The sequence below is a fragment of the Streptomyces sp. NPDC001536 genome (assembly GCF_042894505.1).
Lineage (GTDB): Bacteria > Actinomycetota > Actinomycetes > Streptomycetales > Streptomycetaceae > Streptomyces.
On sequence record NZ_JBIAVQ010000017.1, the window covers coordinates 70,687 to 96,943 of the forward strand.

At 71.2% G+C, this 26,257-nt stretch carries 24 protein-coding genes and 1 riboswitch; of the genes, 7 read left to right on the top strand and 17 right to left on the bottom strand.

The genetic code is table 11. The features are described from left to right. Positions 1–11: 11 nt before the first annotated feature. From ACFY0U_RS36820 to ACFY0U_RS36830, 3 genes are read right to left on the bottom strand one after another with little or no spacing between them, the layout of a single operon-like run. Positions 12–1,310 (bottom strand): bifunctional 3,4-dihydroxy-2-butanone-4-phosphate synthase/GTP cyclohydrolase II, encoded by a 1,299-nt coding sequence (locus ACFY0U_RS36820; RefSeq protein ID WP_388643346.1) that lies wholly within the window; start codon positions 1,308–1,310, stop codon positions 12–14. Beyond that, complete coding sequence (locus ACFY0U_RS36825; protein WP_388643349.1) at positions 1,307–1,948, bottom strand: nicotinamide riboside transporter PnuC; 642 nt, start codon at positions 1,946–1,948, stop codon at positions 1,307–1,309. Before ACFY0U_RS36825 ends, ACFY0U_RS36820 begins: the two co-directional genes overlap by 4 nt. Beyond that, a complete protein-coding gene (locus tag ACFY0U_RS36830; protein ID WP_388643351.1) occupies positions 1,945–2,550 on the bottom strand; it encodes a riboflavin synthase in 606 nt (201 codons plus the stop codon). The genes ACFY0U_RS36825 and ACFY0U_RS36830 overlap by 4 nt, the downstream gene beginning before the upstream one ends. 146 nt (positions 2,551–2,696) lie before the next feature. Further along, a riboswitch (FMN riboswitch) is annotated at positions 2,697–2,827 on the bottom strand. Between the two features lie 222 nt (positions 2,828–3,049). Here ACFY0U_RS36830 and ACFY0U_RS36835 point away from each other — a divergent pair. Further along, positions 3,050–3,937: an RNA polymerase sigma-70 factor gene (locus ACFY0U_RS36835; protein ID WP_388643354.1), complete on the top strand. Its 888-nt coding sequence runs from the start codon at positions 3,050–3,052 to the stop codon at positions 3,935–3,937. 89 nt (positions 3,938–4,026) lie between these two features. After that, positions 4,027–4,767, top strand: coding sequence for an SDR family oxidoreductase (locus ACFY0U_RS36840; protein ID WP_388643357.1), 741 nt, complete (start codon positions 4,027–4,029; stop codon positions 4,765–4,767). A 39-nt stretch (positions 4,768–4,806) separates the two neighbouring features. Here ACFY0U_RS36840 and ACFY0U_RS36845 read toward each other — a convergent pair whose 3' ends face one another. Beyond that, positions 4,807–5,988: an ROK family transcriptional regulator gene (locus tag ACFY0U_RS36845; protein WP_388643359.1), complete on the bottom strand. Its 1,182-nt coding sequence runs from the start codon at positions 5,986–5,988 to the stop codon at positions 4,807–4,809. A 132-nt stretch (positions 5,989–6,120) separates the two neighbouring features. Between ACFY0U_RS36845 and ACFY0U_RS36850 the strand changes: the two genes are divergently transcribed. Further along, entirely contained in the window at positions 6,121–7,332 is a 1,212-nt protein-coding gene (locus ACFY0U_RS36850; RefSeq protein WP_388643360.1) for an MFS transporter, read from the top strand. Here ACFY0U_RS36850 and ACFY0U_RS36855 read toward each other — a convergent pair. Further along, positions 7,292–7,750: an acyl-CoA thioesterase gene (locus tag ACFY0U_RS36855; protein WP_388643363.1), complete on the bottom strand. Its 459-nt coding sequence runs from the start codon at positions 7,748–7,750 to the stop codon at positions 7,292–7,294. The genes ACFY0U_RS36850 and ACFY0U_RS36855 overlap by 41 nt on opposite strands. Positions 7,751–7,896: 146 nt before the next feature. Between ACFY0U_RS36855 and ACFY0U_RS36860 the strand changes: the two genes are divergently transcribed. Beyond that, a complete protein-coding gene (locus tag ACFY0U_RS36860; protein ID WP_388643366.1) occupies positions 7,897–9,291 on the top strand; it encodes a uracil-xanthine permease family protein in 1,395 nt (464 codons plus the stop codon). On the opposite strand, the gene ACFY0U_RS36865 is transcribed toward ACFY0U_RS36860, so the two are convergent. Continuing rightward, the gene (locus tag ACFY0U_RS36865; RefSeq protein WP_388643658.1) at positions 9,273–10,394 is read right to left on the bottom strand and encodes a glycoside hydrolase family 6 protein; all 1,122 of its coding nucleotides are present in this window, start codon (positions 10,392–10,394) and stop codon (positions 9,273–9,275) included. The genes ACFY0U_RS36860 and ACFY0U_RS36865 overlap by 19 nt on opposite strands. Positions 10,395–10,566: 172 nt before the next feature. Between ACFY0U_RS36865 and ACFY0U_RS36870 the strand changes: the two genes are divergently transcribed. Both ACFY0U_RS36870 and ACFY0U_RS36875 read left to right on the top strand, forming a co-directional pair. Then, the gene (locus ACFY0U_RS36870; protein ID WP_388643369.1) at positions 10,567–11,253 is read left to right on the top strand and encodes a DUF5995 family protein; all 687 of its coding nucleotides are present in this window, start codon (positions 10,567–10,569) and stop codon (positions 11,251–11,253) included. A 66-nt stretch (positions 11,254–11,319) separates the two neighbouring features. Continuing rightward, a complete protein-coding gene (locus ACFY0U_RS36875) occupies positions 11,320–11,775 on the top strand; it encodes a hypothetical protein (protein WP_388643372.1) in 456 nt (151 codons plus the stop codon). Here the strand turns inward: ACFY0U_RS36875 and ACFY0U_RS36880 are convergent. The 8 genes from ACFY0U_RS36880 to ACFY0U_RS36915 form a co-directional block, all read right to left on the bottom strand. Beyond that, a complete protein-coding gene (locus ACFY0U_RS36880; protein WP_388643375.1) occupies positions 11,736–13,451 on the bottom strand; it encodes a flavin monoamine oxidase family protein in 1,716 nt (571 codons plus the stop codon). The genes ACFY0U_RS36875 and ACFY0U_RS36880 overlap by 40 nt on opposite strands. Before the next feature lie 48 nt (positions 13,452–13,499). Continuing rightward, positions 13,500–14,288: a carbon-nitrogen hydrolase family protein gene (locus ACFY0U_RS36885; RefSeq protein WP_388643378.1), complete on the bottom strand. Its 789-nt coding sequence runs from the start codon at positions 14,286–14,288 to the stop codon at positions 13,500–13,502. Positions 14,289–14,618: 330 nt separating this feature from the next. Beyond that, positions 14,619–15,833 carry an MFS transporter gene (locus ACFY0U_RS36890; RefSeq protein WP_388643379.1) on the bottom strand — a complete coding sequence of 405 codons (1,215 nt, stop codon included), beginning with the start codon at positions 15,831–15,833 and terminating at the stop codon, positions 14,619–14,621. 105 nt (positions 15,834–15,938) lie between these two features. Continuing rightward, entirely contained in the window at positions 15,939–17,345 is a 1,407-nt protein-coding gene (locus ACFY0U_RS36895; protein WP_388643381.1) for an HAD-IA family hydrolase, read from the bottom strand. Positions 17,346–17,435: 90 nt separating this feature from the next. After that, the gene (locus tag ACFY0U_RS36900; protein WP_388643383.1) at positions 17,436–18,491 is read right to left on the bottom strand and encodes an ABC transporter ATP-binding protein; all 1,056 of its coding nucleotides are present in this window, start codon (positions 18,489–18,491) and stop codon (positions 17,436–17,438) included. Positions 18,492–18,494: 3 nt separating this feature from the next. Further along, a complete protein-coding gene (locus ACFY0U_RS36905) occupies positions 18,495–19,307 on the bottom strand; it encodes an ABC transporter permease (protein ID WP_388643386.1) in 813 nt (270 codons plus the stop codon). Beyond that, positions 19,295–20,179, bottom strand: a complete 885-nt coding sequence (locus ACFY0U_RS36910) for an ABC transporter permease (RefSeq protein ID WP_388643388.1) — start codon at positions 20,177–20,179, stop codon at positions 19,295–19,297. Before ACFY0U_RS36910 ends, ACFY0U_RS36905 begins: the two co-directional genes overlap by 13 nt. Continuing rightward, on the bottom strand, positions 20,176–21,321 hold the full coding sequence (locus ACFY0U_RS36915) for an ABC transporter substrate-binding protein (protein ID WP_388643391.1): 1,146 nt from the start codon (positions 21,319–21,321) through the stop codon (positions 20,176–20,178). Before ACFY0U_RS36915 ends, ACFY0U_RS36910 begins: the two co-directional genes overlap by 4 nt. A gap of 210 nt (positions 21,322–21,531) precedes the next feature. Between ACFY0U_RS36915 and ACFY0U_RS36920 the strand changes: the two genes are divergently transcribed. After that, entirely contained in the window at positions 21,532–22,272 is a 741-nt protein-coding gene (locus ACFY0U_RS36920) for a GntR family transcriptional regulator (RefSeq protein WP_388643394.1), read from the top strand. A 140-nt stretch (positions 22,273–22,412) separates the two neighbouring features. Here the strand turns inward: ACFY0U_RS36920 and ACFY0U_RS36925 are convergent, their stop codons facing one another. The 3 genes from ACFY0U_RS36925 to ACFY0U_RS36935 all read right to left on the bottom strand — a co-directional run bounded on the left by ACFY0U_RS36925 (position 22,413) and on the right by ACFY0U_RS36935 (position 26,230). Further along, positions 22,413–22,865 (bottom strand): Lrp/AsnC family transcriptional regulator, encoded by a 453-nt coding sequence (locus ACFY0U_RS36925; RefSeq protein WP_046260034.1) that lies wholly within the window; start codon positions 22,863–22,865, stop codon positions 22,413–22,415. Between the two features lie 10 nt (positions 22,866–22,875). Continuing rightward, the gene (locus ACFY0U_RS36930; protein WP_388643397.1) at positions 22,876–24,333 is read right to left on the bottom strand and encodes an amino acid permease; all 1,458 of its coding nucleotides are present in this window, start codon (positions 24,331–24,333) and stop codon (positions 22,876–22,878) included. Between the two features lie 454 nt (positions 24,334–24,787). After that, the gene (locus ACFY0U_RS36935; protein ID WP_388643400.1) at positions 24,788–26,230 is read right to left on the bottom strand and encodes a GuaB1 family IMP dehydrogenase-related protein; all 1,443 of its coding nucleotides are present in this window, start codon (positions 26,228–26,230) and stop codon (positions 24,788–24,790) included. Positions 26,231–26,257: the final 27 nt, after the last annotated feature.

A 26,257-nucleotide genomic window follows, 5' to 3' on the forward strand; every position in this document is an offset into this window, starting at 1 on the left:
TGATCTCCTCGTCACTGGTTGCTGCAGGTGGACGTCGACGCCGCCGCGGCCGTGTCCAGCCAGGGCAGGTCGTGTCCCATCCGGTCGCGCTTGGTGCGCAGGTAGGTGAGGTTGTGCTCGCCCGCCTGTACCGGCATCGGCTCCCGGCCGTTGACCTTGAGTCCGTGGCGCAGAAGGGCGTCGGACTTGTCGGGGTTGTTGGTCATCAGACGCACGCTGCGCACCCCGAGGTCCTCCAGGATCTGGGCGCCCGCTCCGTAGTCCCGGGCGTCGGCGGGCAGGCCGAGTTCCAGGTTGGCGTCGAGGGTGTCGCGGCCGCGCTCCTGGAGCTCGTAGGCGCGCAGCTTGGAGACCAGGCCGATGCCGCGCCCCTCGTGGCCGCGCAGATAGACCACCACTCCCCTGCCCTCGTCCTGTATGCGCTCCAGGGAGGCGTCCAGCTGGGGTCCGCAGTCGCAGCGCGCGGAGCCGAAGATGTCGCCGGTCAGGCACTCGGAGTGGACGCGCACCAGGACGTCCTCGCCGTCGCCGATCTCGCCGTGGACGAGGGCGACGTGCTCGACGCCGTCGACGGTGGAGCGGTAGCCGTACGCCGTGAACTCGCCGTGGGAGGTGGGGAGGTGGACCTCGGCCTCGCGGCGGACGGTGGGTTCGGCGGTCCGGCGGTAGGCGATCAGGTCCTCGATGGAGATGATCGTCAGGCCGTGCTTGCGGGCGAACGGGATCAGTTCGGGCAGCCGCAGCATGTGCCCGTCCTCGCCGGCGATCTCCACGATGGCGCCGGCCGGGCGCAGGCCCGCGAGCCGGGCGAGGTCGACGGCGGCCTCGGTGTGGCCGTTGCGCGTGAGGACGCCGCCGGCCTTGGCGCGGAGCGGGAAGATGTGGCCGGGGCGCACGAAGTCGGTGGGTTGGGCGTCGCCGCTCGCCAGCAGCTGGAGCGTGGTGGCGCGGTCGGCGGCCGAGATGCCGGTGCTCACCCCGTGGGCGGCGGAGGCGTCCACGGAGACGGTGAACGCGGTCTTCATCGACTCGGTGTTGTCCGCGACCATCTGCGGCAGTTCGAGGCGCTCCAGCTCCTCGCCCTCCATGGGGGCGCAGATCAGGCCACGGCACTCGCTCATCATGAAGGCGACGATCTCGGGCGTCGCCTTCTCGGCGGCGATGACGAGGTCGCCCTCGTTCTCCCGGTCCTCGTCGTCGACCACGACGATCGGGCGGCCGGCGGCGATGTCGGCGATGGCCTGCTCGATCGGGTCGAGCGTGAGGTCCTCGATGCCGTCCGTGCTGTACAGGATCGGTGCCGTGCTCATGCCGGCGCTCCTTCCAGAGCGGGCCGCGTGCCCTGGCGGGAGCGCAGCCACCAGTCGCGCATGCCCCACAGGACGAGCGCGCCGTAGATGACGTAGACGAAGCCGGAGAAGGCGTAGCCGTTGGCGAAGTTGAGGGGGACGCCGACCAGGTCGACCAGGAGCCAGGCGAACCAGAACTCGACCATGCCGCGCGCCTGGGCGTACATGGCGACGATGGTGCCGACGAAGATGTAGGCGTCCGGCCAAGGGTCCCAGGACAGGCTCGGGTACGCCTTGAAGAGCAGGGCGACCGCGACGGTGCCGGCGGCGGCCGCGCCGGCCATCGCCGCGCGCTCTCGCCAGGTGGCGAACCGCGGGCTGATGTGGCCGTCCGCCGATCGGCCCTTGCTGCGGTTCCACTGCCACCAGCCGTAAAGCGCGACGATCATGACGATCACCTGCTTGCCCGCGCTGCCGGTCAGGTGGCCGAAGAAGGCGCCGAAGAGGATGAGGCCGGCGAGGAACTGCACCGGCCAGTTCCACACGGAGCGCAGCCCGCCGAGGAGCAGGGCGATCAGGCCGAAGATGTTGCCGATCATGTCCGACCAGAGGATGTGCTGGTCGAAGGCGGTGAACGCCTCGGAGTTCAGCCAGTTCACTTGGCTGCTCCCTGCGTGCTCGCGAGCAGCCGCTCGACGTACTTGGCGACGACGTCGACCTCGAGGTTGACCGGGTCGCCGGGCTGCTTGTGGCCGAGCGTGGTCAGGTCGAGGGTGGTCGGGATGAGGCTGACGGTGAAGTAGTCGGGGCCGGCGTCGACGACGGTGAGGCTGATGCCGTCGACGGTGATGGAGCCCTTCTCCACGACGTAGCGCGAGAGGTCCGCGGGGAGGGAGACCTTGACGATCTCCCAGTGCTCGGAGGGCTTGCGCTCCAGGACCCGGCCGGTGCCGTCGACATGGCCCTGCACGATGTGGCCGCCGAGCCGGGCGCCCACGGCGGTCGGGCGTTCGAGGTTGACGCGGGAGCCGACGGCGAGGGCGCCGAGGCTGGAGCGGTCGAGGGTCTCGGCCATGACGTCGGCGGTGAACTCGTCGCCCTCGTGCTCGACGACGGTGAGGCAGACGCCGTTGACGGCGATCGAGTCACCGTGCTTCGCGCCCTCGGTGACGACGGGGCCCCGCAGCCGGAAGCGACACGCGTCGCCGAGGTTCTCGACGGCGGTGATCTCGCCCAGCTCTTCGACGATTCCGGTGAACACTTCCCGGGTCCTCCTGCCACATCGGGGCACGGACTCCGGGGCTGTCGATGACGACAGAATGAACGAGCAGGAGCACTGGGGGCGACGCCGGACAGACCCGCCCGCGTGGACGAGTAGATACGGCGGCGCGCACGAATGCCCGCCCGCCGCGCACTGCCTCCCATCCGGACTTTAACCGTCGGTCCAGGAATTTCACCTGGTCAACCGGTCACTGGAAGTGACCGGGTCGCGGACTGTAACCGCCGGTTCGGACTTTCACCGACCCCGGAGTGCGCTGCTTTAAGGTACAGAGCCAGTGTGCCACGGCTGATTGAGGTCCATACGGGTGAGCGATGTGGAGTGGCTCACAGGTGCTGTCACTGGACTTCTCAACCCGCCCGACCTGGTGGACTCTTTGGTCTAGTCCTTTTTGGATCTCCACATACGGCCCGGCGGCGGTGACGACGGCCCTTGCCCGCCGCCGGGTCCCTCATCACCCGGACATGGCAGGGTGACCCGCATGACGAGCGCGATCGCCGACGAGTTCGAGAGCCACCGTCCCCGGCTGTTCGGCCTGGCCTATCGCATGCTGGGCTCCGCGGACGAGGCCGAGGACACCGTCCAGGACGCCTATCTGCGCTTCAGCGGCGCCGACCGGGCCGCCATCGGGCAGCTCGGGGCGTGGCTCGCGAAGGTCGTCACCAATCTCTGCCTCACCCGGCTGACCTCGGCCAGGGCGCGGCGCGAGAGCTACGTCGGGAGCTGGCTGCCGGAGCCCGTCGTCACCTCGGACGGCACGCTCGGCCCGCTGGAGTCGGCCGAGCAGCGCGACGCGGTGTCGATGGCGGTGCTGGTCCTGCTGGAGCGCCTCACCCCGACCGAGCGGGCGGTGTACGTGCTGCGGGAGGCCTTCGCCTACGGATACCGGGCGATCGCCGACGTACTCGATCTGAGTGAGGCCAACTGCCGTCAGTTGCACCGCAGGGCGGTACAGCGGGTGGGTGGACCCGAGTCGCGGTTCGTGGCCGCTCCCGAGCGGCAGGAGGCGCTGGTCGCCTCGTTCGTCGCCGCGTCCCGGGAAGGCGACCTCGTCGGTCTGGAGAAACTGCTCGCGGCCGACGCGACCTGGTGGAGCGACGGGGGCGGCAGGGTGTCCGCGGCCCTGCGGCCGGTCGAGGGGCGCGAGAAGGTCGTCCGCTTCCTGCTGGGCGCGTTCGAGAAGTGGGGCCGGGGGCTGCGGTTCACCACGGCGGAGGTCAACGGCGGGACGGGGGTCGCCATGTGGGCGGGCGAGGCGCTCGCCGCCCTGGTGACCTTCGATGTGCGGGACGGGTTGATCGGCGACATGCGGGCCGTACTGAACCCGGACAAACTGGAATTCGTACGCGGTCAGCTCGCCCATCCCTAGGGGCCTGTCACATTTCACCGGGGTATGCGGTCTCAGCTGACGAAGGACGTTCCACCGGGGAGCGTCCGGCGTCCGAAGGAGCTGACAGCATGACCACGATCCTGGTGACCGGCGGTACCGGAACCCTCGGCCGGCTCGTCGCCGAACGGCTGCGGGCGGGCGGGCACGAGGTGCGGGTGCTCAGCCGGCACGCCCAGCCGTACGCCGTCGACCTGCGCGAGGGGGGTGCCGCGCTGGACGCCGCGCTCGACGGCGTGGACACGGTCGTGCACTGCGCGTCCACGCAGACCGGCGGGGACGAGAAGGCGGCCGCGAACCTGATCGCGGCGGCGCGGCGGGCCGGGGTGGGGCATCTGGTCTACATCTCGATCGTCGGCGTCGATCAGGTGCCGTTCGGGTACTACCGGTCCAAGCTCGCCGTGGAGAAGCAGGTCGAGGAGTCGGGGCTGGGGTGGACCGTGCTGCGGGCGACGCAGTTCCACGATCTGCTGGTGAGGGTGTTGCGGGCGATGGCCAAGTCGCCGGTCATCGTGCTTCCCGCGGGGGTGAGCGACCAGCCGATCGAGGTGGCCGAAGTCGCGGACCGGCTGGCCGAGTTGGCGGCCGGGCCGCCCGCGGGGCGGGTGGCGGACCTGGGCGGCCCCGAGGTGCGGTCGTTCGAGTCGCTGGCCCGGGCCTATGTGAAGGCGACGGGGCGTCGGCGGGCCGTGCTGAACGTGCCGTTGGCGGGCAAGGCGTACCAGGGGTTCCGGGCGGGTGGGCATCTGACGCCGGAACGGGCTGTGGGGAAGGGGACGTTCGAGGAGTACCTGGCGCGGCAGCACAGCTGAGTGCGGGCGCCGGTGGGGATGGTCGCGCGGTTCCCCGGGTCACTGACGCTCGGGCGGCGCGAACAGCTCGTCCTGCGCGCGGTCCCGTGCCGTCAGCAGAGCGCCGCGCGACACCGCACCCCCGCCGAGGAGGCTCGGACGTACCTCCGTCGCCAGCGGTGACATACGGCGAACTCGCTCCTCCACACGCGCCGCGAGTTCGCCCCCGCCCGCCTGCCCGACCTCGCCTCCCAGGACCACACACCCGGGGTCCAGGATCGCGACGACCGACGACACACCCACGGCGAGCCGGTCGGCCAGGGCGTCCAGGAAGCCGTCCGCCCGCTCCGCGACAGCCGCCCTCACCAGCGCCGCGGCGAGCGGCTCGGAACCTGCGGCGGCGCCCGCCACCCCGTACTCCCCCGCCAGCTCCGCGACCGCCGCCGACCCCGCCAACGAGTGGAACCCCCCGTCGCACCCCGTCGCCGAGGGCAGCCCCCGCGTCCCCGGCACCGGCAGGAACCCGATCTCCCCCGTCCCCCCGGAGGCGCCCCGGCGCAGGGAACCGTCCAGCACCACCGCGGCCCCCGTGCCGTGCCCCAGCCACAGCAGCACGAACGTGTCCCGGTCCCGCGCCGCCCCGTCCCGCTGTTCCGCCAGCGCCGCGAGGTTGGTCTCGTTCTCGACGTGGACACGGGCCTGCGGGAGGCGTTCCTGGAGGGCGGCGACCAGACGGCGGTGCCATTCGGGCAGGCCGGTGGAGTTCCGGAGCTCGCCCGTGACCGGGTCGATCAGGCCGGGCGCGCCGATGCCCACGGTGTGCAGCCGGTCCACGCCCGCCTCCTTGGCCGTGCGCTCGACCAGCGTCACCGCCTGCTCGACCGCCGGCCCCGTCCCCGTGTCGTCGCCGATCGGCACCGACGCCTCGGCCAGCACGCGCCCCAGCAGGTCCGAGACGAGCACGGAGACGCCTTCGGTGCGGACGTCGAGCGCCGCCAGATGGGCGAGGTCCGCGACGATGCCGTAGAGCTTCGCGTTCGGTCCGCGGCGCTGCTCGCCCGACTCCCCGACCACCTCGATCAGATCGGCGGCGATGAGGCGTTCCACCAGGTCGGCGACGGTGGGGCGGGACAGGCCGGTCAGCTGCTTCAGCTGCCCTGCCGTCAACGGGCCTTCCTGCTGGAGCAGTCGCAGGGCGAGCCGGTCGTTGATGGCCCGGGCGGTGCTGGGGGATGCGGGCATGCCGGGATCCTTCCAGATCGGCCGGGCCCCAGGGGCTGCGCGAGGACGGCCTTCCATCGACTATCTATCAGGCAGGGACCCTGATAGTTTACGTCGCCGGTGGGGACCGGAGACCGCGAAGGGGCGGGGAGAATGAGCGAAGTGCAGTACGACCAGCGTCAGGTGAAGCGCGCCCGGTACGCCGTGGCCGCCGTCTTCGCCGTGCACGGCGCCGTCACCGGTTCGTTCGCCACCCGTGTCCCGTGGATCCAGGACCACGCCTCGGTGAGCGCGGGCCAGCTGGGCCTCGCCCTCGCGTTCCCCGCGCTCGGCGCCTCCGTGGCCATGCCGCTGGCGGGGAGCATCAGCCACCGTTTCGGCGCGCGGAACGCCCTGCGCGGCCTGATCTCCCTGTGGACGCTGGCCCTGGTGCTGCCGGCCCTCTCGCCGAATCTGCTGACCCTGTGCCTGTCCCTGTTCGTGTACGGCGCCACCGCCGGTATGGCGGACGTGGCGATGAACGCGCTCGGCGTCGAGGTCGAGAACCGGCTCGACCGGTCGATCATGTCCGGCCTGCACGGCATGTGGAGCGCGGGCGCCCTGGTGGGCTCGGCGGCCGGCACCCTCGCCGCCCATCTGGGCTCGGACGCGCGTCTGCATCACGCGCTGGCGGCGGCCGTGCTCACCTTCCTCGGCCTGCTGGCCTGCCGTTGGGTGCTGGACCTCCAGCCCACCGAGGACGAGGAGCCGCCGCCGCGGTTCGCGCTGCCGCCGAAGTCGGCCCTGCTCATCGGCGCGGTCGGCTTCTGCGCGGTGTTCGCGGAGGGCGCCAGCCTGGACTGGTCGGCGGTGTATCTGCGGGACCAGCTGGAGACCTCGGCGGGGCTCGCGGCCGCCTGCACCACGGGCTTCACGCTCACCATGGCGATCGCGCGGCTCGCCGGCGACCGGATCGTGGACCGCTACGGCGCGGTGCGCACGGTCCGCACGAGCGGGGTCCTGGCCGTGCTCGGCGGGCTGCTCATCGTCCTGGCGAACCATCCGGCGGTGGCGATGGCCGGGTTCGCGCTGATGGGGCTGGGGATCGCGGTGGTCGTGCCGCTGTGCTTCGCCGCCGCCGGCCGCAGCGGTTCCAACCCCAGTCTGGCGATCGCGGGCGTCGCGACCATCACGTACACCTCCGGCCTGGTCGCCCCGAGCGCGATCGGCACCATCGCGCAGGCGACCAGTCTGCTGGTGTCGTTCGTCCTGGTGACCGTGCTGGCGAGCGGGCTCGTGGCCTTCGCCGGTGTGCTGCGCGCCGGGGACCGGGACCGTCCGAAGGTCAGCCGGCCGGCCGCAGCAGTTCCCGACCGGCGGCCCTGAACCGCTCGGTCCACGGCGCGGGGCGCATCGTCTCGAAGTCCAGCCGCACCAGCACACGGGCGCCCTGCGCGTAGGTCACCGAGCCGTCCCGCGAGCAGAAGCGGAAGCCGTACGTCAGACCGGTGGTGCCGAGCCGCTCCAGCCACAGGTGGACGGCGTAGGTGCCGGTCCTGGTGACCGGGGCCTCGTAGCTGATCCGCAGCTCCTTGACCGCGTTGCAGGCGTCGCCGGCCGCGACCCAGTCGCCGTCGAAGTGGATGCCGTGCTCCTGCCACAGCTCGGTCCAGGCCTGCTCGACCTTGAGCGGGTAGCGGGCGTTGTGGAGCAGTCCGAGGGCGTCCAGATCGTCGAAGTGGACGGTGACGGGGATCAGCCGGCCGTAGGCGAGGGCGGGGGCGGTCGGGACTTCGGCGGTCACGGGTGGGGCTCCAGGGACGTACGGCAGGGATCTCCTCATATTAAGCGGGCGCTCACTCCGGAGTCGGCCCCGGGGCGGTGACCTGGGCGGATCTCCCTGACAATGGGTCCGGACATCCGCACGTACGACGAAAGCGAACCCGCACCATGGATCTTGGCGTCGGCTGGAAACTGCACGGCGACGGACGCACCCCGGCGCCCGGAGCGGTGGTCCGCCCCGACGAGCGGCTGTCCTGGCCGCGCACGGTCGGACTCGGTGCGCAGCACGTGGTGGCGATGTTCGGGGCGTCCTTCGTGGCGCCGGTCCTGATGGGCCTGGACCCCAATCTCGCGATCATGATGTCCGGCGTCGCAACCGTGATCTTCCTGCTGGCCACCCGCGGCCGGATGCCCAGCTATCTCGGCTGCTCGCTCTCCTTCGTGGGCGTCGCCGCGGTGATCCGCGCGCAGGGCGGTACGAGTGCCACGGTGACCGGCGCGGTCTTCGTCGTCGGTGTCGCGCTGTTCCTGGTCGGTGTCGCCGTGCAGCGGTTCGGGGCGCGGATCATCCACGCCGCGATGCCGCCGATCGTCACCGGCGCGGTGGTCATGCTGATCGGCTTCAACCTGGCCCCGGTGACGGCCAGCACCTATTGGCCGCAGGACCAGTGGACGGCTCTGCTGGTCATGCTGTTCACCGGTCTGGCGGTCGTCTGTCTGCGTGGTTTCTGGTCCCGGATCGCGATCTTCCTCGGGCTGGTCTTCGGCTACGGCATCTCCTGGGCCTTCGACCGGATCTTCGGCCGGATCCACTCGGTGGACGCGAGCGGCAAGCTCACCGACCACTGGCGGCTCGACCTCTCCGCGGTCGGCCAGGCCGACTGGATCGGGCTCCCCGCCTTCCACGGCCCCTCCTTCGAGTGGTCGGCGATCCTGGTCGCGCTGCCCGTCGTCATCGCCCTGGTCGCGGAGAACGCCGGACACGTCAAGGCGGTCGGCGAGATGACCGGCGACTCGCTGGACGACAAGCTCGGCACCGCGATCTCGGCCGACGGCGTCGGCTCGATGCTGTCCACCGCGGTGGGCGGCCCGCCCAACACCACGTACTCCGAGAACATCGGCGTGATGGCCGCGACCCGCGTCTACTCCACGGCCGCGTACTGGGCCGCCGCCGGTTTCGCGCTCCTGTTCGGCCTGTGCCCGAAGTTCGGCGCGGTCGTCGCCGCGATCCCCGGCGGAGTGCTCGGCGGCATCACCGTGATCCTGTACGGCATGATCGGCCTGCTCGGCGCGCAGATCTGGATCAACGCCAAGGTGGACCTGCGCAATCCGCTCAACCTGGTGCCGGCCGCGGCGGGCATCATCATCGGCGTCGGCGACGTCACCATGAAGTTCACCGACACCTTCTCGCTGAGCGGCATCGCGCTGGGCACGCTGGTCGTCATCACCGGCTATCACGCGCTGCGGGCCTTCGCCCCGGCCCACCTCAAGACGCAGCAGCCGCTCCTCGACGAGGGCACGTCCTCCTACGACGAGACGGGGGCTCAGCGCGCCAAGTCGTAGGCGTACGACGGGGTGAACGTGCCGGGCGAGCCCTTGCAGCCGTCCGACTCCCCCGGCAGCTTCACCCACAGATAGCCGTCGATGCGGGCCTCGCCGGTGTTCAGGGTCGGGGTCCGGCCCAGCTTGCGGCCGTCGGGGTCGCACCACTCGCCGTCGGCCGGGGCGCCGTTGCCGTTGCGGCTGGTGTCGATGACGGCGCCGAGGCTCGCGGGGCCCCGGAGGGCGTCGAGGACCCGTCGGTCGTAGGCGATCTCGTCGGCGGTGTGGTGGAAGTTGGAGACATTGCTGAAGACCCCGTCGGAGGAGGCGGCCGAGGCGGCACCCGCCTGCCGTAGCAGGTCGGCCTGTTTGGCCGCGGGAAGCCAGCCGGAGTGGCCGGCGTCGAAGTAGACCCGGGCCTTCGGGTTCGCGTCCTTGAAGGTCCGCCCGGCACGGGCCAACGAGGCGAAGCGGTCGGCCCGTTGAGCGGCGGACAGACAGTCGGACTGGGCTATCGAGTCGGGTTCCAGGATCACGACGACCTCGCCGGAGCCGAGCCCGGCGGCGAACCGGTCGATCCAGGCGTCGTAGGCGTCGAGGTCCGGCGCCCCGCCCTGGGAGGCCCCGCCGCAGTCGCGGTCCGGGATCCCGTAGGCCACGACCACCGGCACCCGGCCCTGGGCCGCGCCGCCGGAGGTGACCGCACGCACACGTGCCGTGATGGTGTCCGGTGTGTAGTCGGCGAACCAGACCGCCGCCGGCTGGTCGGCGATCCGGGACCGTATGACGTCGTGGCGCGCGTCGCCGGGGTTGTCGCGGACCCAGTCGAGGACCTGGGACTCGGGGTGGCGGTAGAGCCGGGTGGCGACGGCCGCGGTCTCCTGCTTCTTCTCCGTCCTCGTCGGCGAGGGCGTCGGGCTCGCCGGCTTCTTCTTCGGGGAGGCGGACGCGGAAGCCGATGTGGTGACCGAGGGGGACGGCGAGGGCGCGGGCGGCCGGACGTCCAGGGTCGGGGAGTCCGTCACCTCGGGACGGGCCTCGTCGGAGCCCCGCCCGTCGTCCAGCGCGGACATCATCCCGGTCGCGGTGCCCACGGCGACCACGACGGAGGCCGCCGCGACCATGCCGTTGCGCCGGGCGGCACGTCGGCGCCCGGCCCTGCGTTCGGCCAGGCGGTGGGCACGTTGGCCTGGCACCTGCTGATCCCCTCCCCCTACGGCGGTGGCGTTCCCCCGTTCTGGGGAAGCGCCGGGCCCGCCGACACTTCGGCCAGCCTAGGCCTGCGACCCTGCCTCCATGCCGCAGTTGGAACAGTTCGTCACTCCCGTCGACGCCGTCGTCTCCCGGATGCGTGCCCTGGACGAGGCGCTTCCGGAACGGGACGGGATCGCGGTGTTCAACCGTGTCTACCTCGCCGTCACGGAGGCGGTGGACCGGGGTATCGACACGGGCCGGTTCACGGACGCGCGCGCCGCGATCACGCTGGACGTGCGGTTCGCCGAGCGGTATCTGCGGGCCGTCGAGGCGGTGGCCGACGAGCGCCGCCCGCCCGCGTGCTGGCGGCCCCTGTTCCAGTACCGCCGGCATCCCGGCGTACGCCCGCTGCAGTTCGCGCTCGCGGGCATCAACGCGCACATCGGGCACGATCTCGCGCTGGCCGTCGTGGACACCTGTCGTACGCTCGGCTGCGAACCCGTCGACGTGGAGGACGAGTTCGACCGGGTGGGCGATCTCCTCGTCTCGTTGGAGGAGCGCATCCGCGAAGATCTGATGCCGGGCCCCGACCTCCTCCAGATCGCCGACCCGCTGACCCATCTGCTCGGCGCGTGGAGTCTGGAGCGGGCCCGGGACGCCACCTGGACGGCGGCCCGCGCACTGTGGGCGCTGCGCGGACTGCCCGATGTCGCCGGGGAGTTCACCGAGCGGCTGGACACGGCGGTGGGGTTCGCGGGACGGATGCTGCTCACCCCGCTGCCGGACTGATCCGGCCCGGCCGGGAACCGGACGGCGACCGGGCCTGTCTGGGCTCACGTGGCCGATCTTCTCTTCGTGACCCTGGTCTTCGCGCCGTTGGTGACGCCGTTCGTCGTCGTGGGCCTCGCCCTGGCGCTGGCCAAGCGGGCCTACGACCGGGAGCTCGGCAGCGGACTGCGGCCGCCCGACGCCGTGTCGTGCGCGCTGCTGGCGGTGCTCGCCGGCACGGCCGCCCTCGGCGCGTATGCCTACGGCGTCATGCAGGGCTTCTACATCCTGGACCCGGACCAGATGTGCGCGGCCGCCGGTGCGCGCGGCGACCGCGTGGTGACGCGGATGGAACTGCCGGTCAGCGTGCAGTGCGTCACCGGGGACGGTGAGGGGACCGAACTGGTGCCGGGCTGGGTGAACCCGGTCGTGTACGGCGGCCTGGTCCTCTGCGTGCTGGCCGTCGGGACGGCGGTCTCCTCGGGAGTCCGCCGTCGACGGGCTCAGTCCTCCGGCAGTTCGACCGGCGCGATCTCGTCGTAGACGTCCCCCGGCCCCGGGTTCGTCGCGTCGGTCGTCCCGCCGAAGTGGTGCATGACCCCCCACACCGCGTTCAGCGCGGTCTGGACCGCGCCCTCGGCCCAGCCGGCCGTCCAGGAGATGTCGTCGCCGGCGAGGAAGATGCCCCGCTTGTCCTCGGGCAGCCGGTCCTGCATGAAGTGGGTGAACAGGCGCCGCTGGTAGCGGTAGTGGCCGGGCAGGTTGGCCTTGAACGCACCCATGAAGTAGGGCTCGTTCTCCCATGACACCGTCACCGGGTTGCCGATGATGTGCTTCCTGATGTCGACCTTCGGGTAGATCTCGCCGAGCGACTTCAGCATGACCTCCATCCGCTCGTTCGCGGACAGCGGCAGCCACTTCAGGCTGTCGTCGCACCAGGTGTAGGACAGGCAGATCACGGCCGGCTTGTCCGGACCGTCGTCGAGGAGGTAGGTCCCGCGCGTCATACGGTCGGTGAGGGTCATCGACATGACGTCACGGCCGGTCGGATTTCCCCTGTCGTCGACGGCCTTGTCCAGCCAGAACGGCCGGTCGACGGGGACGAAGAGCTTGGAGCTCTCCATGTAGTGGGTGCGCTCGATCGCCGTCCAGTGGTCGATCGGGAAGAGCGAGTCGTCGCAGGCGATCTTCGACAGCAGCATCCAGGACTGGGCGGTGAAGATCGCCGCCCGGTAGGTGCGGATGTCGCCGTTCGCGTCCGTCACGGTGATCTGGTTGTTCGCCGTGCGGTGCAGGCGGGTCACGGCCGGGCGGGGCTCGCCGTTCAGGTGCAGGCTCGCCAGTGAGGTGCCGTAGGGCCAGTGGACGATCTTCTCGGGCTCGCGCTCCCAGAGCCGGAGCGGAAGCTGCTGGGAGCCGCCCACGATGCCGCGGTGGTGGTCGTCTGCCTCGGTGTAGACGACCCGCAGGATCTCCAGGATGGAGTTGGGGAAGTCGGTGTCCCAGCCACCGGTGCCGAAGCCGACCTGGCCGAAGATCTCGCGGTGCCGGAAGGACTTGAAGGCCTCCGAGTCGCAGAGGAAGCCGTAGAAGGTCTGATTGTCGAGCTTCTCGACGAGCTTCGCCCAGATCTCGCGGATGCGCGGGACGTCCCGCTCCCGCATGGCCTGGTTCATGTCGGAGAAGTCGGCGCCCTCTTCGAGGCACTTGTTCCAGGCGGCGGCGACGTCACGGTAGACCTGCGGCAGGTCCTCGACCGTCTCGGCGTAGTGCGACTCGCCCTTGAGGTCCACGACCGTCGAAGGGGTCGCCTCCGCCAGCGGGTTGGGGAAGGGCTGCGTCTTCAGGTCCACCAGGTCGATGTAGTGCTGGAGCGCCGTGGAGGACGGCGGGAAGCGCATCGCGCCCATCTCGGCGGTGAGGCCTTCGGTGCCCGGGCCGTCGAAGCCCACGGTCCGCAGCCGGCCGCCGATCCGGTCGGCCTCGTACACGACCGGCTTGAGGCCCATCTTCATCAGCTCGTACGCGGCGACGATGCCGGACAGGCCGCCGCCGATCACCGCGACCTCGGTGCCGTGCTCGGTCGCCGGTATCTGGCCGAGGCCGGCCGGGTGGGCGAGGAAGTCGTCGTACGCGTACGGGAAGTCCGGGCCGAACATGGTGATCGGCGGCTGCTGCTCGTCGGCGTGCTGGACGGCGTTGGGCACCGTGGACGTCATGGGGTACGGACTCCTAGCGAATACGAAAGACGGGGGACGCTCAGACGCTCAGACCAGGGACCCGTAGAGCCCGGGGCGGCGGTCGTGCAGATACGGGTTGGCCTCGCGGGAGGCGGCGAGGGACACGGGGTCGGCGTCCGCGAACACCAGCTCCTCGCCGCGTCCGGCGCGGGTGCGGGCGACGCCGTCGGGACCGGCGAGGGTGGAGAGCCCGACGAACTCGAACTCCCCTTCCTGGCCGACCCGGTTGACGTAGGCGACGTACATCTGGTTCTCGAAGGCGCGCACCGGGATCATCGACTCGGCGACGAACTGGAAGGGGTGCATCTGCGCGGTCGGCACGATCAGGAGGTCGGTGCCGGCGAGGGCGTGGGCGCGGACGTTCTCCGGGAACTCGACGTCGTAGCAGATCATGAGGCCGACGGTCAGTCCGCCGAGCTCGGCCTGGACGACCGGCTGCTCCCCCGGTGTGAAGTGGTCGCGCTCGAAGCAGCCGAAGAGGTGGGTCTTGCGGTAGCCGGCGAGGCGGTCGCCCGTGGCCGAGATGAGCTGGGCGGAGTTGAAGACCGCGTCCCCGGAGCGCTCCGGGTAGCCGTACGCGATGGCGAGACCGTGCCGTGCGGCGATCTCCGCGACCGCGTCCGCGCTGTCCCCGTCGGCCGGCTCCGCGAGGCGGGCGATGTCGTCGCCGATCGCGTACCCGGTCAGGAACATCTCCGGCGCTGCCAGCAGTGCGGCGCCCGCGGCGGCGGCACGGCCCGCGGCCTCGTCGAGGACCTTGAGGTTCTCGACGACCGAGCCGGGGCGGCCGGAGCTCTGGAGCAGGGCGGTACGCATGCGTGTCCTCACCGGGGCGAAAGGGTGGATGTGGGGGCCATGTAGACGGTACGGCGGGCTGACCAGGGCGGACAAGAAGGAGCCGTTGCGCGCCGGTGAGCGGTTTGTTGCGTCCGTGCGGGGCGGGGCGGCGATTCGTTGCGTACCCGCCCATTCGCCCTGAGGCGTACGCGGTGCGGGGCCTCGGGGCAGTGGTGACCGTCCCGTTCGGCTGCGGAAAGGATCGTCATGAACCGTCGTACGAGGATCGCAGTGCTCGGCGCCACCCTGTTCCTCGGTCACAGCTGGGCGACGACCGGGGATCTGGGCCCGAGGGACCTGCAGGGTGCGTCAGATCCGCCCCGTTCGAGAAGGTGTGGCAGCGCGACTTCCAGCCAGTGCCAGTGCCAGCGCCGTCACCAGGTACGGCACCGCCAGCACCGCGAAGACCGTGCTGTGGGCCGCGGTCGTGCCCAGCAGCGCGTACGCGCCGAAGGTGGCGACCGTGACCAGCTCCGTGCCCAGGCTCGCGACGGAGGTGAGGGTGGCCCGGCGGGACTCGTCGATACGGTGCTGGAGGCGGACGTCGGCGAGCACCTCGGCCAGCTGGAACCCGCCGAAGGCGAGGCCGACGAGCGCGATGCCGGCCGGGGTCCCCAACCCGGCGCCGACGGCCAGGGCGAGCGCGGAGCCCGCGAGCAGCCAGGCCATCCCGGGTGTGCCGAGGCGTTCGGCCGGCCCGGTCAGGAGGCTCGCCGCCGTGACGAGGGTCCACACGAGCAGGATCAGATAGGGCACGGTCGTCTCCGCCACGCCGGTGTCGCGGGCCAGCAGGGGCGTGTACTCGTCGAGCGCGCCCCACACCGCGGCGACGGCGGGTACCAGCAGCAGGGCGCCGCGTACGGTACGGTCCTCGCGGACCACGGCCAGTCCGGTCCGCAGGGTCGTCCACCAGCCGTCGCCCCCGCTCTCCGGCCGGGCCCGGTGCTCCGGCAGCCGGGTCGCCGCCACGGCGGCCAGCAGACAGGCCAGCACACTGCCCGCGCCCACCAGCGCATAGCCGCCGAGCGCGAACACCGGCCCGGCGAGACCGATCGACGCCATGGTGGCCGCCAGCCGCGCCGCGCGCACCCGTCCCATCACGCGCGCGTACCGGTCGGCGGCGCCGAGCCGGTCCAACTCGTCGTAGGCCAGCGCCTCGAAGGAGCCGGAGCAGAGCGCTCCGCCGACACCCCACAGGACGAACCCGAGCGCGAAGGCCCAGTACGCGGGGACGACCACCCACAGGGCGAAGCCGACGGCGTTGAACAACGGGCCGATCCACAGGAGGAGCCGTCGGGAGACCGCGTCGGCCAGGGCGCCCGAGGGGACCTCCAGCACGACGGCGGTGATCGACCACAGGGCGAACAGGGAGGAGATCTGCCAGAGCGACATCCCGGTGTCGGCGAAGAGCAGCGCGTACACCGGGTAGAGCAGGACGAAGTCGTCGAGGAACGCGTAGCCGTACAGCGTGGCCGTCAGCCGGCGGATGCCGGTCGCGGGCACACGTGTGGGTGAGAGTGTCATGAGGCCTTCCCGGAAGGGCGGATCGGACGTCGTCGGTACGGCGTCCGAGGCGGCCCTCGGGAGGCACGGCTGGTGGATCAATGTCGCCAGGTCATGACACCGATGCTAGACAGTCCCGGCCCCGCTGCCCAGTGAAAAAGTGGTGATCACCGCCGCGTGGTCGGACGGCCAGTCGTTGTCCTCGACGTCCGGCCAGGTCCGGGGCGTGCCGCTGACGTACGTCCGGGAGTCGAGCACCCGCAGCCCGCGGTGCAGCACGAAGTCGATCCGGTCCTGCGGCTCCGGCGGGGCCTGGACCGGCGACCAGGTGTGACCGGGCTCCGCCACGGGGTCCGGGTGGGCCTGCCGGTAGGAGTCGGCGAAGCCCGCTTCCTCGGCCGCCTTCGTGACCGGCCACTCGATGTCCGGCCAGTCCAGGTGCGAGGGAGTGTTGAAGTCACCGACCAGGGCGACGGGCACGGTGTCGTCGATCCTGCCCAGCGCATCCTGCATCTGGGCGAGCCGCACCCCCTCGTGCGCGGCCGACGGCACGTAGGGCCCGTAATGCTCGTAGTCCAGGTGGACCGACCAGACATCCACCTCGGCCCCGTCGGCGACCCGGAGACGGACCCCCGCCGCCCCGTAGAAGCCCACCTCCGGGTCCCCGAAGGTGTCCGTGATCGGGTGGCGGCTGATGACGCCCAGGTTGACCCCGGCCCGGTGGTGGTACCAGCCGAGGGCCTCGGCGAGCTCCTGTGCGGCGGTGCCGTACGTCTCCTGGAGACCGACCACGTCCACCTCGGTCTCGGCGATGACCTTGAGCTGTTTGGCCCGGTGGTCGTGGACCTTGGTGCCGCCGTACCAGAGGTTCCAGGTCATGACGCGGAGCCGGTACGGCAGCAGGGCGCGCAGCCGGTCGACGGTGACCCCCTCCAGACCGGACAGCACGGTCCGGCCCGGCGCCGCCTCGATCGGCGCGAGGGAGGGCACGGCGAGCACGGCACACCCGGCGGCCTCGGCGGAGGCGACCCCGGTCTCGGTGTCCTCGACGGCCACGCAGCCGGCGGGGTCGACGCCCAGGGCCCGGCAGGCGGCCAGGTAGGGGTCGGGGGCCGGCTTGGTGCGGGGTGTGTCGTCGGCGGTCACGGAGACGGCGAAGCGATCGGCGCCGAGCGCTTCGAGGACGGTGTCGGCGACCGCTCTCGGGGAGGCGGTCACCAGGGCCGTGGGCACCCCCTCTCGGGCGAGGGCACGCAGCAGGTCGAGCGCGCCGGGGCGGGGCACGATGCCGGTGCGCACGCGGTCGGCGAACTCCCGGTGGAGCGCGTCGGCCAGCTCGCCGGCCGGGGTGCCCGTGGCCGCGGACAGCCAGGCGGCGGTGTCCTCGACCGCGCGGCCGAGCACCTCCGGCTGGTCCGCCTCGGTCAGGGTCCGGCCGGCCACCTGTTCCACCGCCTCCCACCACAGCCGCTCGGTGTCGACGAGCGTGCCGTCCATGTCGAACAGGACGGCCTGGAGCGGGAGTCGGGTCACGACGGTCTCTTTCCTGTGGGGGGATCGGTTGTGCGTGTTCCCTGTGAGGGACCGCGTGTTCCTGTGGGGGATCGGCTGTTCGTACGGCCGTCAGCGGCCACGTTCGGCGACCAGGACCGGCCGCTCGGGCAGCGCCACGCTCACCGCGGCCCCCGCCCCGAGCCCGGCGGCCTCGTGCGCGGGCAGGTCGGCCTTCACGTCGGTGCCGTCGGCGAGCCGGACGGTGACCCGGACGGCCGCGCCCAGGAAGGACGTGGCGACCACGCGCGCCTTGCCCTCGTCCTCGGCGGTGACCCGTACGGCCTCGGGCCGCACCAGCACGTCCACCTCGGCCGCCGAGGGCACCGGCCCGTCCACGGGCAGCCGCTGCCCGAGCACGTCCACCACCCCGTCGGTCACCCGTCCCGGAATCCGGCTCATCGTCCCCACGAACTCGGCGACGAAGGCGGTGGCCGGACGGCCGTACAACTCGGCCGGGGCCGCGCACTGTTCGAGCCGCCCCGCGTGCATCACCGCGACCCGGTCGGCCATCGACAGGGCCTCCTCCTGGTCATGGGTCACGAACAGGGTGGTGATCCCGAGCTCCTGCTGGAGTCGGCGGATCTCCTCGCGCAGGCTGAGCCGCACCTTGGCGTCGAGCGCCGACAGCGGTTCGTCGAGGAGCAGCACCCGCGGCCGCAGCGCGAGCGCCCGGGCCAGGGCGACGCGCTGCTGCTGACCGCCGGAGAGCTGGTGCGGGAAGCGGCCACCCTTGTCGGCGAGGCCGACCAGCTCCAGCAACTCGACGGCGCGAGCCCGTCGTTCAGATGTGCGCACCTTCCGCATCCGCAGCCCGAAGGCCACGTTGTCGACGGCGTCGAGGTGCGGGAAGAGGCTGTACGACTGGAAGACCATCCCGGCGTCACGGCGGTGGGCCGGCACCCCGGTGACGTCCTCGCCGTCCACCAATACCTCGCCGGAGTCGGGGTGTTCGAAGCCCGCGAGCATCCGCAGCGCGGTGGTCTTGCCGCAGCCGGACGGGCCGAGCAGGGCGAGGAGCTCACCCGGCTGGACGGTCAGGTCGAGTCCGTCGAGGGCGACGGTGGGACCGAACTCCCTGCGCAGGCCCCGGAATTCGACGGTGGCCGCCTTGTCGAGCGTCTTCATGGTTCATCCCCGGGAAGTAGGACGGGCGCGTCCGCCGAGACCGGCCAGGACGAGGAGCAGCACCCATGTCACGAGCAGGCTGAGCACGGACACGGCGACGGAGAGCTGGGCCTGCGAGCCGCTGACGTTCACGATCCACACCGCGAAGGGCTGGAAGCCGAGCAGCTGGGCGACCGTGAACTCACCGAGCACCAACGCCAGCGTGAGGAAGGAGGAGTTGAGGAGGGCGCCGCGCAGATTGGGCAGTACTGCCTGGACCAGCGCCTGCGGCCAGCTCGCGCCGCAGCTGCGGGCGGCCTCGACGAGGGTGCGGACGTCGACCGCGCGCAGCCCGGCGTCCAGGGCGCGATGCACGAAGGGCAGGGCCATCACGACGTAGGCCAGGACGAGGACGACCGGGAAGTCGGGGTTCTGGATCGCCACGAACGTCTGGAACAGCGGGGTGCGCGAGAGATGTTCGGGCCCCCACTTCAGGACCGTGATGATGCCGGCGACGAGCGCGATCGGCGGTACCACCAGCGGCAGTTGGCACACGACCTCGACGACCGGTCGCAGCCGGGGCGACCCCAGCCGCAGGGCCACCGTCGCGGGCACCATCAGGAGCAGCACGACGACGATGGTCGCGAGGGCCAGTTCCAGCGAGAGCAGCAGGCTGGTGACGAAGCCGTCGGTGGAGAAGATCCGGGTGTAGGCGTCGAAGGTGAGGCCCTGCCCGGGCACGTCGACCGTGAAGACGACCGACGCGGCGAGCGGCACCAGGAAGTACAGCCCGGCGAGGCCGTAGACGCCCCACCGCCACAGGTTCAGGCGAGCCATCGCGCGCTCCGTCGTTGCAGGGGCAGGTACACGGCCATGACCAGGCCCGCGATGAGGACCATGTCGAGGCTGAGGGCGAGCGCCACGTTCTCCTGGCCCACGAGCACGTTGCCGGAGAGCGCGTCGGCGATCTGGAGGGTGATCAGCGGGATGGAGCTGCCCACGATCGCGGCGGCGGTGGCGTACGCGGCGAAGGCGGTGCCGAAGAGCAGCACGAGCCCGCCGAGCAGCGAGGGCGCGAGGACGGGCAGGGCGACATGGCGCCAGTACTGCGCGGTGGTCGCCCCGTTGTTCTGCGCGGCCTCGCGCCACTGGACGCGCAGGCCCTCCAGGGCCGGGGTGATGGTGAGGACCATCAGCGGGATGAGGAAGTACAGGTAGACGATCACCAGTCCCCAGAAGCTGTAGAGGTCCCAGCCCTTGTCGCTGAGGCCCAGGTGCCGGGTCAGCACTCCGGCGTTGCCGAGGGTGGCGACGAAGGCGAAGGCCAGCGGGACGCCACCGAAGTTGGCGAGGACGCCGGAGGCGGTGAGGACGGCCTCGCGGAGCGCCCGGTGCCGGGAGGTCACCACGGCCTGGGCGAGCGGCAGTCCGAACAGGGCGGCCAGCACGGCCGACACGGCGGACAGTTTGACGCTGCCGAGGAGAGCGGTGAGGTACGCGCCCTGCACCGAGGCGGTCAGGTTGGCCGTACCGAACCCGCCGGTGGTCTTCACGGTGAACGCCCCGTCCAGGATGGCCCAGGCGGGCAGCCCGAAGGCCACCGCGGTGAAGGCGAGCAGCGGGGCCACGGCGAGCCAGCCGAGGGACCGGCGCCGCCGCTTCACCGCGACGGTCGGCGCCGAGTCCACTCGTACGGCGGTGGCCGTCATCCGGAGACGGCCTTCGCCCAGCCCTGTCCGAGCACCGTCTTGGCCTTGTTCTGCTGGGCCTCGGTCGGGAAGCTCGGCGTGCCGGAGACCTCGGGCAGCTTGGCCGCGGCGGTCTTGTCGAGGGTGCCGGCCTTCTCCATGGCGGTCATCAGGGCCGGGCGGGCGTACCCCTTGAGCCACAGGTTCTGGCCCTCGGCGCTGTAGAGGTACTCCTGCCACAGCCGGGCGGCCGCCGGATGCGGGGCGTCCTTGTTGATCGCCTGGGAGTAGTACTGCGAGAACTTGCCGTCGCTCGGGACCGACACCGTCCAGTCGACGCCCTTGGACTTGAACTCCTCGGCGTACCCGGCGTTGAGGTAGTCCCAGTCGATGCTGATCGGCGTCTCGCCCTTCTCGACGGTGGCCGGGGTCGACTCGACGGGCGTGTAGTTGCCGTTCTGCTTCAGCTTCTTGAAGAAGTCGAGGCCGGGCTGGATGTCGTCGAAGGAGCCGCCGCTGGCGAGCGAGGCCGCCCAGACGCCGCCGAAGGCCGAACCGGACTTGGTCGGGTTGCCGTTGAGGGCGACCTGGCCCTTGTACTGGGGCTTGAGGAGGTCGGCGAAGGTGGTCGGGCAGGTCTTGACGCGCTTGGCGTCGCAGCCGATGGAGATGTAGCCGCCGTAGTCGTTGTACCAGCGTGCCTGTGCGTCCTTCTGCTCCGCCGGGATGTCGGCGAAGGAGGCCACCTTGTACGGCGCGAGCAGCCCCTGCTGGGCCGCGCTGATGGCGAAGGAGCTGCCGAGGTCGAGCACGTCGGGGGCGCGGTCCTGGCCCTTGCGGGAGGTGACGGCGTTGATCTCGTCCTGGCTGGCGCCGTCGGGGTTCTCGACGGCGATCTTGATGCCGTACTTCTTCTCGAAGCCGTCGATGAGGGCGCCGTAGTTGGCCCAGTCGCGGGGCAGCGCGATGGCGTTGAGCGTGCCCTCCTTCTTGGCCGCCTTCACCAGGGCGTCGAGTCCGCCGAAGTCGGCGGCGGAGGTGGCGGTCGCGGCGTTCTTGCCGTCGGCGGTGGTCGAGGAGTTCTCGGGGGCGGCGCCGCAGGCGCTCAGGGCGAGGGCGGCGATGACGCCGAGGGCTGCGGTTCTCGGCAGGGACACGGTCACGGCTTCTCCAGGGGACGCGCGAGGGAGAACTTGTGTGCAGAACTTGTCTGAACAAGTTGGCCTTAGTAAGGCCGCCGCTGGTGTCACGTTCGTAAACTCTGGAGAAACGCTGGCCCCTGAATTCCCGCACAATCAGCCGTCTCTCGGATCCCTGTCGGATGTCGACTACGCTGGTCACGCTGTGCACAGCTGTCGACTCAGAGGGGAAGCATGCCGGCGCGACACGAGGAGATCGCCGACGCACTGCGCCGGGCGATCGACCGCGAGGAGTACACAGTCGGCAGCCGGCTGCCCGCCGAGACGGACCTCGCGGCCCACTACGGCGTCTCGCGCGGCACGGTCCGTCAGGCCGTCGCGGCACTGACCGCCGAGGGCCTCATCGGCTCCCGTCAGGGCGCCCGCCGGGTGGTGCTGGCCAGCCGTCGCAGCCAGAGCTTCGCCGAGCTGCGCAGCTTCGCGCAGTGGGCGCGTGCGATGGGACGCGAGGCGACGGGGCGGGTGGTCGCGCAGGGGTACCGTCCGGCGACGCAGGAGGACGCGGTACGTCTCCAACTACGCGCCGGGACACAGGTGTTGCACGTCCTGCGGGTGCGCGGCCTGGACGGCGAGCCGGTGTTGCTGGAGCGGACCGTGTACGCCGACTGGATCTCCCCCGCCGTCGAGCCGATCGAGCCGGACTGTCCGTCGGTGACCCAACGCCTGTACGACGACAGGGGGTTGGTCTTCGCGTACGGCGAGCATGTCATCGACGCGGTCTCGGCGGGCGCGCAGGATGCCGAGCTGCTGCTCGTCCGCCGTACCAGTCCGCTGTTGCGCGTGCGCCGGGTGACGACGACCCGCGAGGGGCGCCCGGTGGAGTGGTCGGACGACCGCTACCGCTCGGACGCGGTGAGCTTCAGCGTGCACAACTCGATGGACAACAACGCGCTGGCGCGGAAGACGGCGGAGTAGAGCTCGGGGGTGCGGGCCGTTGCCGGGTGCGGGTGCGTCGTGGCCTTGGAGGAAGGGCCAGGTGACGTGCTCTTAGGGGCGCGGGGAACTGCGCGACAAGCCACGACGCACCCGCACCCGCCCCACGACCGCACCACCCCTCACCCAGGCGCCCCCGAAGAAAACCTCCGCAGCAGCGGCGACAGCACCAGCACCGACTTGGTCCGCTCCACGAACGGCTCCCCCGCGATCCGCTCCAGGACCCGTTCGAAGTGCCGCATGTCGGAGGCGAAGACCTGGACGACCGCGTCCGCGTCCCCGGTGACGGTGGACGCGGCGACGACCTCCTGGTAGCGCTCCAGGCCCCGCCGGATGGTGTCCGGCGAGGTGTTGTGCCGGCAGTAGATCTCGACGAACCCCTCGGTCTCCCAGCCGAGGGCCGACGGGTCGACCCGTACGGTGAAGCCGGTGATGGCCCCGGTGGCGCGCAGCCGGTCCACGCGCCGTTTCACGGCGGGCGCGGAGAGGCCGACGATCTGCCCGATGTCCGCGTAGGAGCGGCGGGCGTCCTCGGCGAGGGCGTGGACGATGCGTTCGTCGAGATCGTTGAGCACGGTGGGTGGATCAGCTCTCAGGTGTTGCGAGACGGGAGCGGCGATAGCCGTATACGAAGTAGAACACGAGCCCGGCTGCCATCCAGACTCCGAAGACCACCCAGGTGACGGCCGACAGGCTGCCCATCATCCAGACACAGAACCCGAGCCCCAGCGCGGGCAGCACCGGGGACAGCGGCACCCGGAAGGTACGCGGCATGTCGGGGCGGCTCCGGCGCAGCACCACGACGGCGATGTTGACCAGCGCGAAGGCGAAGAGCGTGCCGATGCTGGTGGCGTCGGCGAGCTGGCCCAGCGGGATCGCGGCGGCGAGGACACCGCAGAACAGGGACACGATGACCGTGTTGGCGCGGGGCGCCCCGGTCCTGGGGTGGACGCGCGCGAACACCTTCGGCACGAGTCCGTCGCGGGACATCGCGAAGAGGATGCGCGTCTGGCCGTAGAGCACGGTCAGGACGACGCTCGCGATGGCGATGACGGCACAGGCGGCCAGCAGGGTCCCCCAGAAGGTCTGTCCCGTCACCTCGCGCATGATCTGGGCCAGCGCCGCCTCCGAGTCCCCGAACCGCTGCCAGGGCTTCGCACCGACGGCGACGGCCGCGACGAGGACGTACAGCGCCGTCACGACGACCAGCGACAGCATGATCGCGCGCGGCAGGTCACGCTGCGCGTTCTTCGCCTCCTCGCCGGCGGTGGAGGCGGCGTCGAAGCCGATGTACGAGAAGAACAGCGTCGCCCCGGCCGCGCTCACGCCCGCCATGCCGAGCGGCATGAAGTGCTCGTAGTTGCCGGAGCGGAAGCCCTGGATGCCGATGGCGCAGAACAGCACCAGCGCGGCGATCTTCACGACGACCATGACCGTGTTGGCCCGCGCGGACTCCTTCGCGCCGCCGAGCAGGAAGGCCATGGCCAGGAGTACGACGATCAGCGCCGGCAGATTGAAGATGCCGCCGTCGCCGGGCGGCGCGGACAGGGCGTCCGGAATGGTGACGCCGATGGTCCCGTCGAGCAGTTCGTTGAGGTACTCGCCCCAGCCGACGGCGACGGCCGCGACCGAGACGCCGTACTCCAGGACCAGACACCAGCCGCAGACCCAGGCGACCAGCTCGCCCATCGTCGCGTACGCATACGAGTACGAGGACCCGGAGACCGGGATCGTGCCCGCGAGCTCGGCGTAGGACAGGGCCGAGAACAGTGCCGTCAGACCCGCGATCACGAAGGACAGGGTGACGGCCGGACCGGCCTCGGGCACGGCCTCGCCGAGGACGACGAAGATGCCGGTGCCGAGCGTGGCACCGATGCTGATCATGGTCAGCTGCCAGAGCCCGAGGGAGCGCCGGAGACTGCCGCCCTCGCCCTGGCCTCCCTCGGCGACCAGGCGCTCCACCGACTTGCGCCGCACAAGGCGCGCACCGACTCCCGGGGATCGTGATGTGCGCTGTTGCGGGGGTGCGCCTTGGTCGAGCACGCGCTGACTCCTTCGTCACTGCATTCGAGTACAGCGCATGACCCTATGAGCCGGGGCATCACGGTCGTAATGCAGCAACCTTGCGCGTATCCGCAAGATCCTTGCGTTCATCGCGGGGTGGCGGGTGTTCGTTGCACAAGGGCTGATCAGGGCAGATCCTTCACGAGAAACGTGCAGGCGCCGACGCACTCCCGGGTCGTTCCGTCATGGTCCTCGTACGCGTAGCGGTCCAGGTAGTCGACCAGCGGGCGGTACCCGAGCCGGACGGAGAGGGCGGCCGCGCGGGGGTTGTCGTTGCCGACGCCGATGCGACGACCGTCAGCCCGCGTACTGGTCGAGCAACGCCACGTCGGCGGTCCGGCACACAGTGATCTCCATGCACCCGACGGTAGAGGGCGAGAATGCGCACGGCCCCCGATTCTCAACGGGGGCCGTGCGCAAGGAGGTTCAACCATCAGCTCCAGCTGGCGTGCAGCGGCTTGCCCTCCGCGTAGCCGGCCGCGCTCTGGATGCCCACGACCGCCTTCTCGGCGAACTCCTCCAGGGAGCCCGCACCGGCGTAGGTGCAGGAGGAGCGGACGCCCGCGATGATCGAGTCGATCAGGTCCTCGACGCCGGGCCGGGCCGGGTCGAGGAACATCCGGGAGGTGGAGATGCCCTCCTCGAACAGCGCCTTGCGGGCCCGGTCGTACGCCGACTCCTCGGACGTACGGTTGGCCACCGCGCGCGCGGACGCCATGCCGAACGACTCCTTGTAGAGCCGCCCGTTGGCGTCCTGCTGAAGGTCGCCCGGGGACTCGTACGTGCCCGCGAACCACGACCCGACCATCACGTTGGACGCACCGGCCGCCAGCGCCATGGCGACATCGCGCGGGTGCCGGACACCGCCGTCGGCCCAGACGTGCTTGCCGTACTTCTTCGCCTCGGCGGCGCACTCCAGCACGGCCGAGAACTGCGGCCGGCCCACACCGGTCATCATGCGGGTGGTGCACATGGCACCGGGACCCACACCGACCTTGATGATGTCCGCGCCCGCCTCGATCAGATCGCGCACACCCTCGGCGGCCACGATGTTGCCCGCGACGATCGGCACCTGCGGGTCCAGCGCCCGCACCACCTTGATCGCGCTGATCATCGACTCCTGGTGGCCGTGCGCCGTGTCGATGACGAGCGTGTCGACGCCCGCGTCGAGCAGCTGCTTGGCCTTGCCCGCGACATCGCCGTTGATACCGACGGCGGCGGCGATGCGCAGCTTGCCCTGAGCGTCCACGGCCGGCGTGTACAGCGTCGCCCGCAGGGCGCCCTTGCGGGTGAGGATGCCGGCGAGGCGGCCGTCCTTGTCCACGGCGGGGGCGTAGCGGCGGTTGGCCGCGTCCAGGCGGTTGAAGGCCTCGCGCGGGTCGATGTCGGCGTCGATCAGCACCAGGTCCTTGGACATGACGACCTCGAGCTGCGTGAAGCGGTCCACGCCGGTCAGGTCCTGGTCGGTGACGACACCGATGGGCCGGCCGTCCTCGTCGACGACCACGCCGGCGTTGTGCGCCCGCTTGGGCAGCAGGGCCAGCGCGTCGGCGACGGTCTGGTGCGGGGCCAGCACGATCGGGGTGTCCAGGACGTGGTGGCGGCTCTTCACCCAGGACACGACGTCGGTGACGACCTCGATCGGGATGTCCTGCGGAATGACGACCAGGCCGCCGCGCCGGGCCATCGTCTCGGCCATACGGCGCCCGGCGATGGCGGTCATGTTGGCGACGACCAGCGGGATCGTGGTGCCCGTGCCGTCCGGGGAGCTGAGGTCCACACCCTGACGCGAGCCGACCGCACTGCGGCTGGGGACCATGAAGACGTCGTCGTACGTCAGGTCGTACGCGGGCTGGATGTCATTGAGGAAACGCACGTGCTGCACATCCCAGTCGTTCAGAGG

Excerpts from the sequence above, each read along its gene's own strand:
- ACFY0U_RS36820 (WP_388643346.1), bottom strand. The coding sequence starts at position 1,310 with ATGAGCACGGCACCGATCCTGTACAGCACGGACGGCATCGAGGACCTC.
- ACFY0U_RS36835 (WP_388643354.1), top strand. The coding sequence starts at position 3,050 with ATGACGAGCGCGATCGCCGACGAGTTCGAGAGCCACCGTCCCCGGCTG.
- ACFY0U_RS36840 (WP_388643357.1), top strand. The coding sequence starts at position 4,027 with ATGACCACGATCCTGGTGACCGGCGGTACCGGAACCCTCGGCCGGCTC.
- ACFY0U_RS36845 (WP_388643359.1), bottom strand. The coding sequence starts at position 5,988 with ATGCCCGCATCCCCCAGCACCGCCCGGGCCATCAACGACCGGCTCGCC.
- ACFY0U_RS36850 (WP_388643360.1), top strand. The coding sequence starts at position 6,121 with ATGAGCGAAGTGCAGTACGACCAGCGTCAGGTGAAGCGCGCCCGGTAC.
- ACFY0U_RS36860 (WP_388643366.1), top strand. The coding sequence starts at position 7,897 with ATGGATCTTGGCGTCGGCTGGAAACTGCACGGCGACGGACGCACCCCG.
- ACFY0U_RS36865 (WP_388643658.1), bottom strand. The coding sequence starts at position 10,394 with ATGGTCGCGGCGGCCTCCGTCGTGGTCGCCGTGGGCACCGCGACCGGG.
- ACFY0U_RS36870 (WP_388643369.1), top strand. The coding sequence starts at position 10,567 with ATGCCGCAGTTGGAACAGTTCGTCACTCCCGTCGACGCCGTCGTCTCC.
- ACFY0U_RS36880 (WP_388643375.1), bottom strand. The coding sequence starts at position 13,451 with ATGACGTCCACGGTGCCCAACGCCGTCCAGCACGCCGACGAGCAGCAG.
- ACFY0U_RS36885 (WP_388643378.1), bottom strand. The coding sequence starts at position 14,288 with ATGCGTACCGCCCTGCTCCAGAGCTCCGGCCGCCCCGGCTCGGTCGTC.
- ACFY0U_RS36890 (WP_388643379.1), bottom strand. The coding sequence starts at position 15,833 with ATGACACTCTCACCCACACGTGTGCCCGCGACCGGCATCCGCCGGCTG.
- ACFY0U_RS36900 (WP_388643383.1), bottom strand. The coding sequence starts at position 18,491 with ATGAAGACGCTCGACAAGGCGGCCACCGTCGAATTCCGGGGCCTGCGC.
- ACFY0U_RS36905 (WP_388643386.1), bottom strand. The coding sequence starts at position 19,307 with ATGGCTCGCCTGAACCTGTGGCGGTGGGGCGTCTACGGCCTCGCCGGG.
- ACFY0U_RS36910 (WP_388643388.1), bottom strand. The coding sequence starts at position 20,179 with ATGACGGCCACCGCCGTACGAGTGGACTCGGCGCCGACCGTCGCGGTG.
- ACFY0U_RS36920 (WP_388643394.1), top strand. The coding sequence starts at position 21,532 with ATGCCGGCGCGACACGAGGAGATCGCCGACGCACTGCGCCGGGCGATC.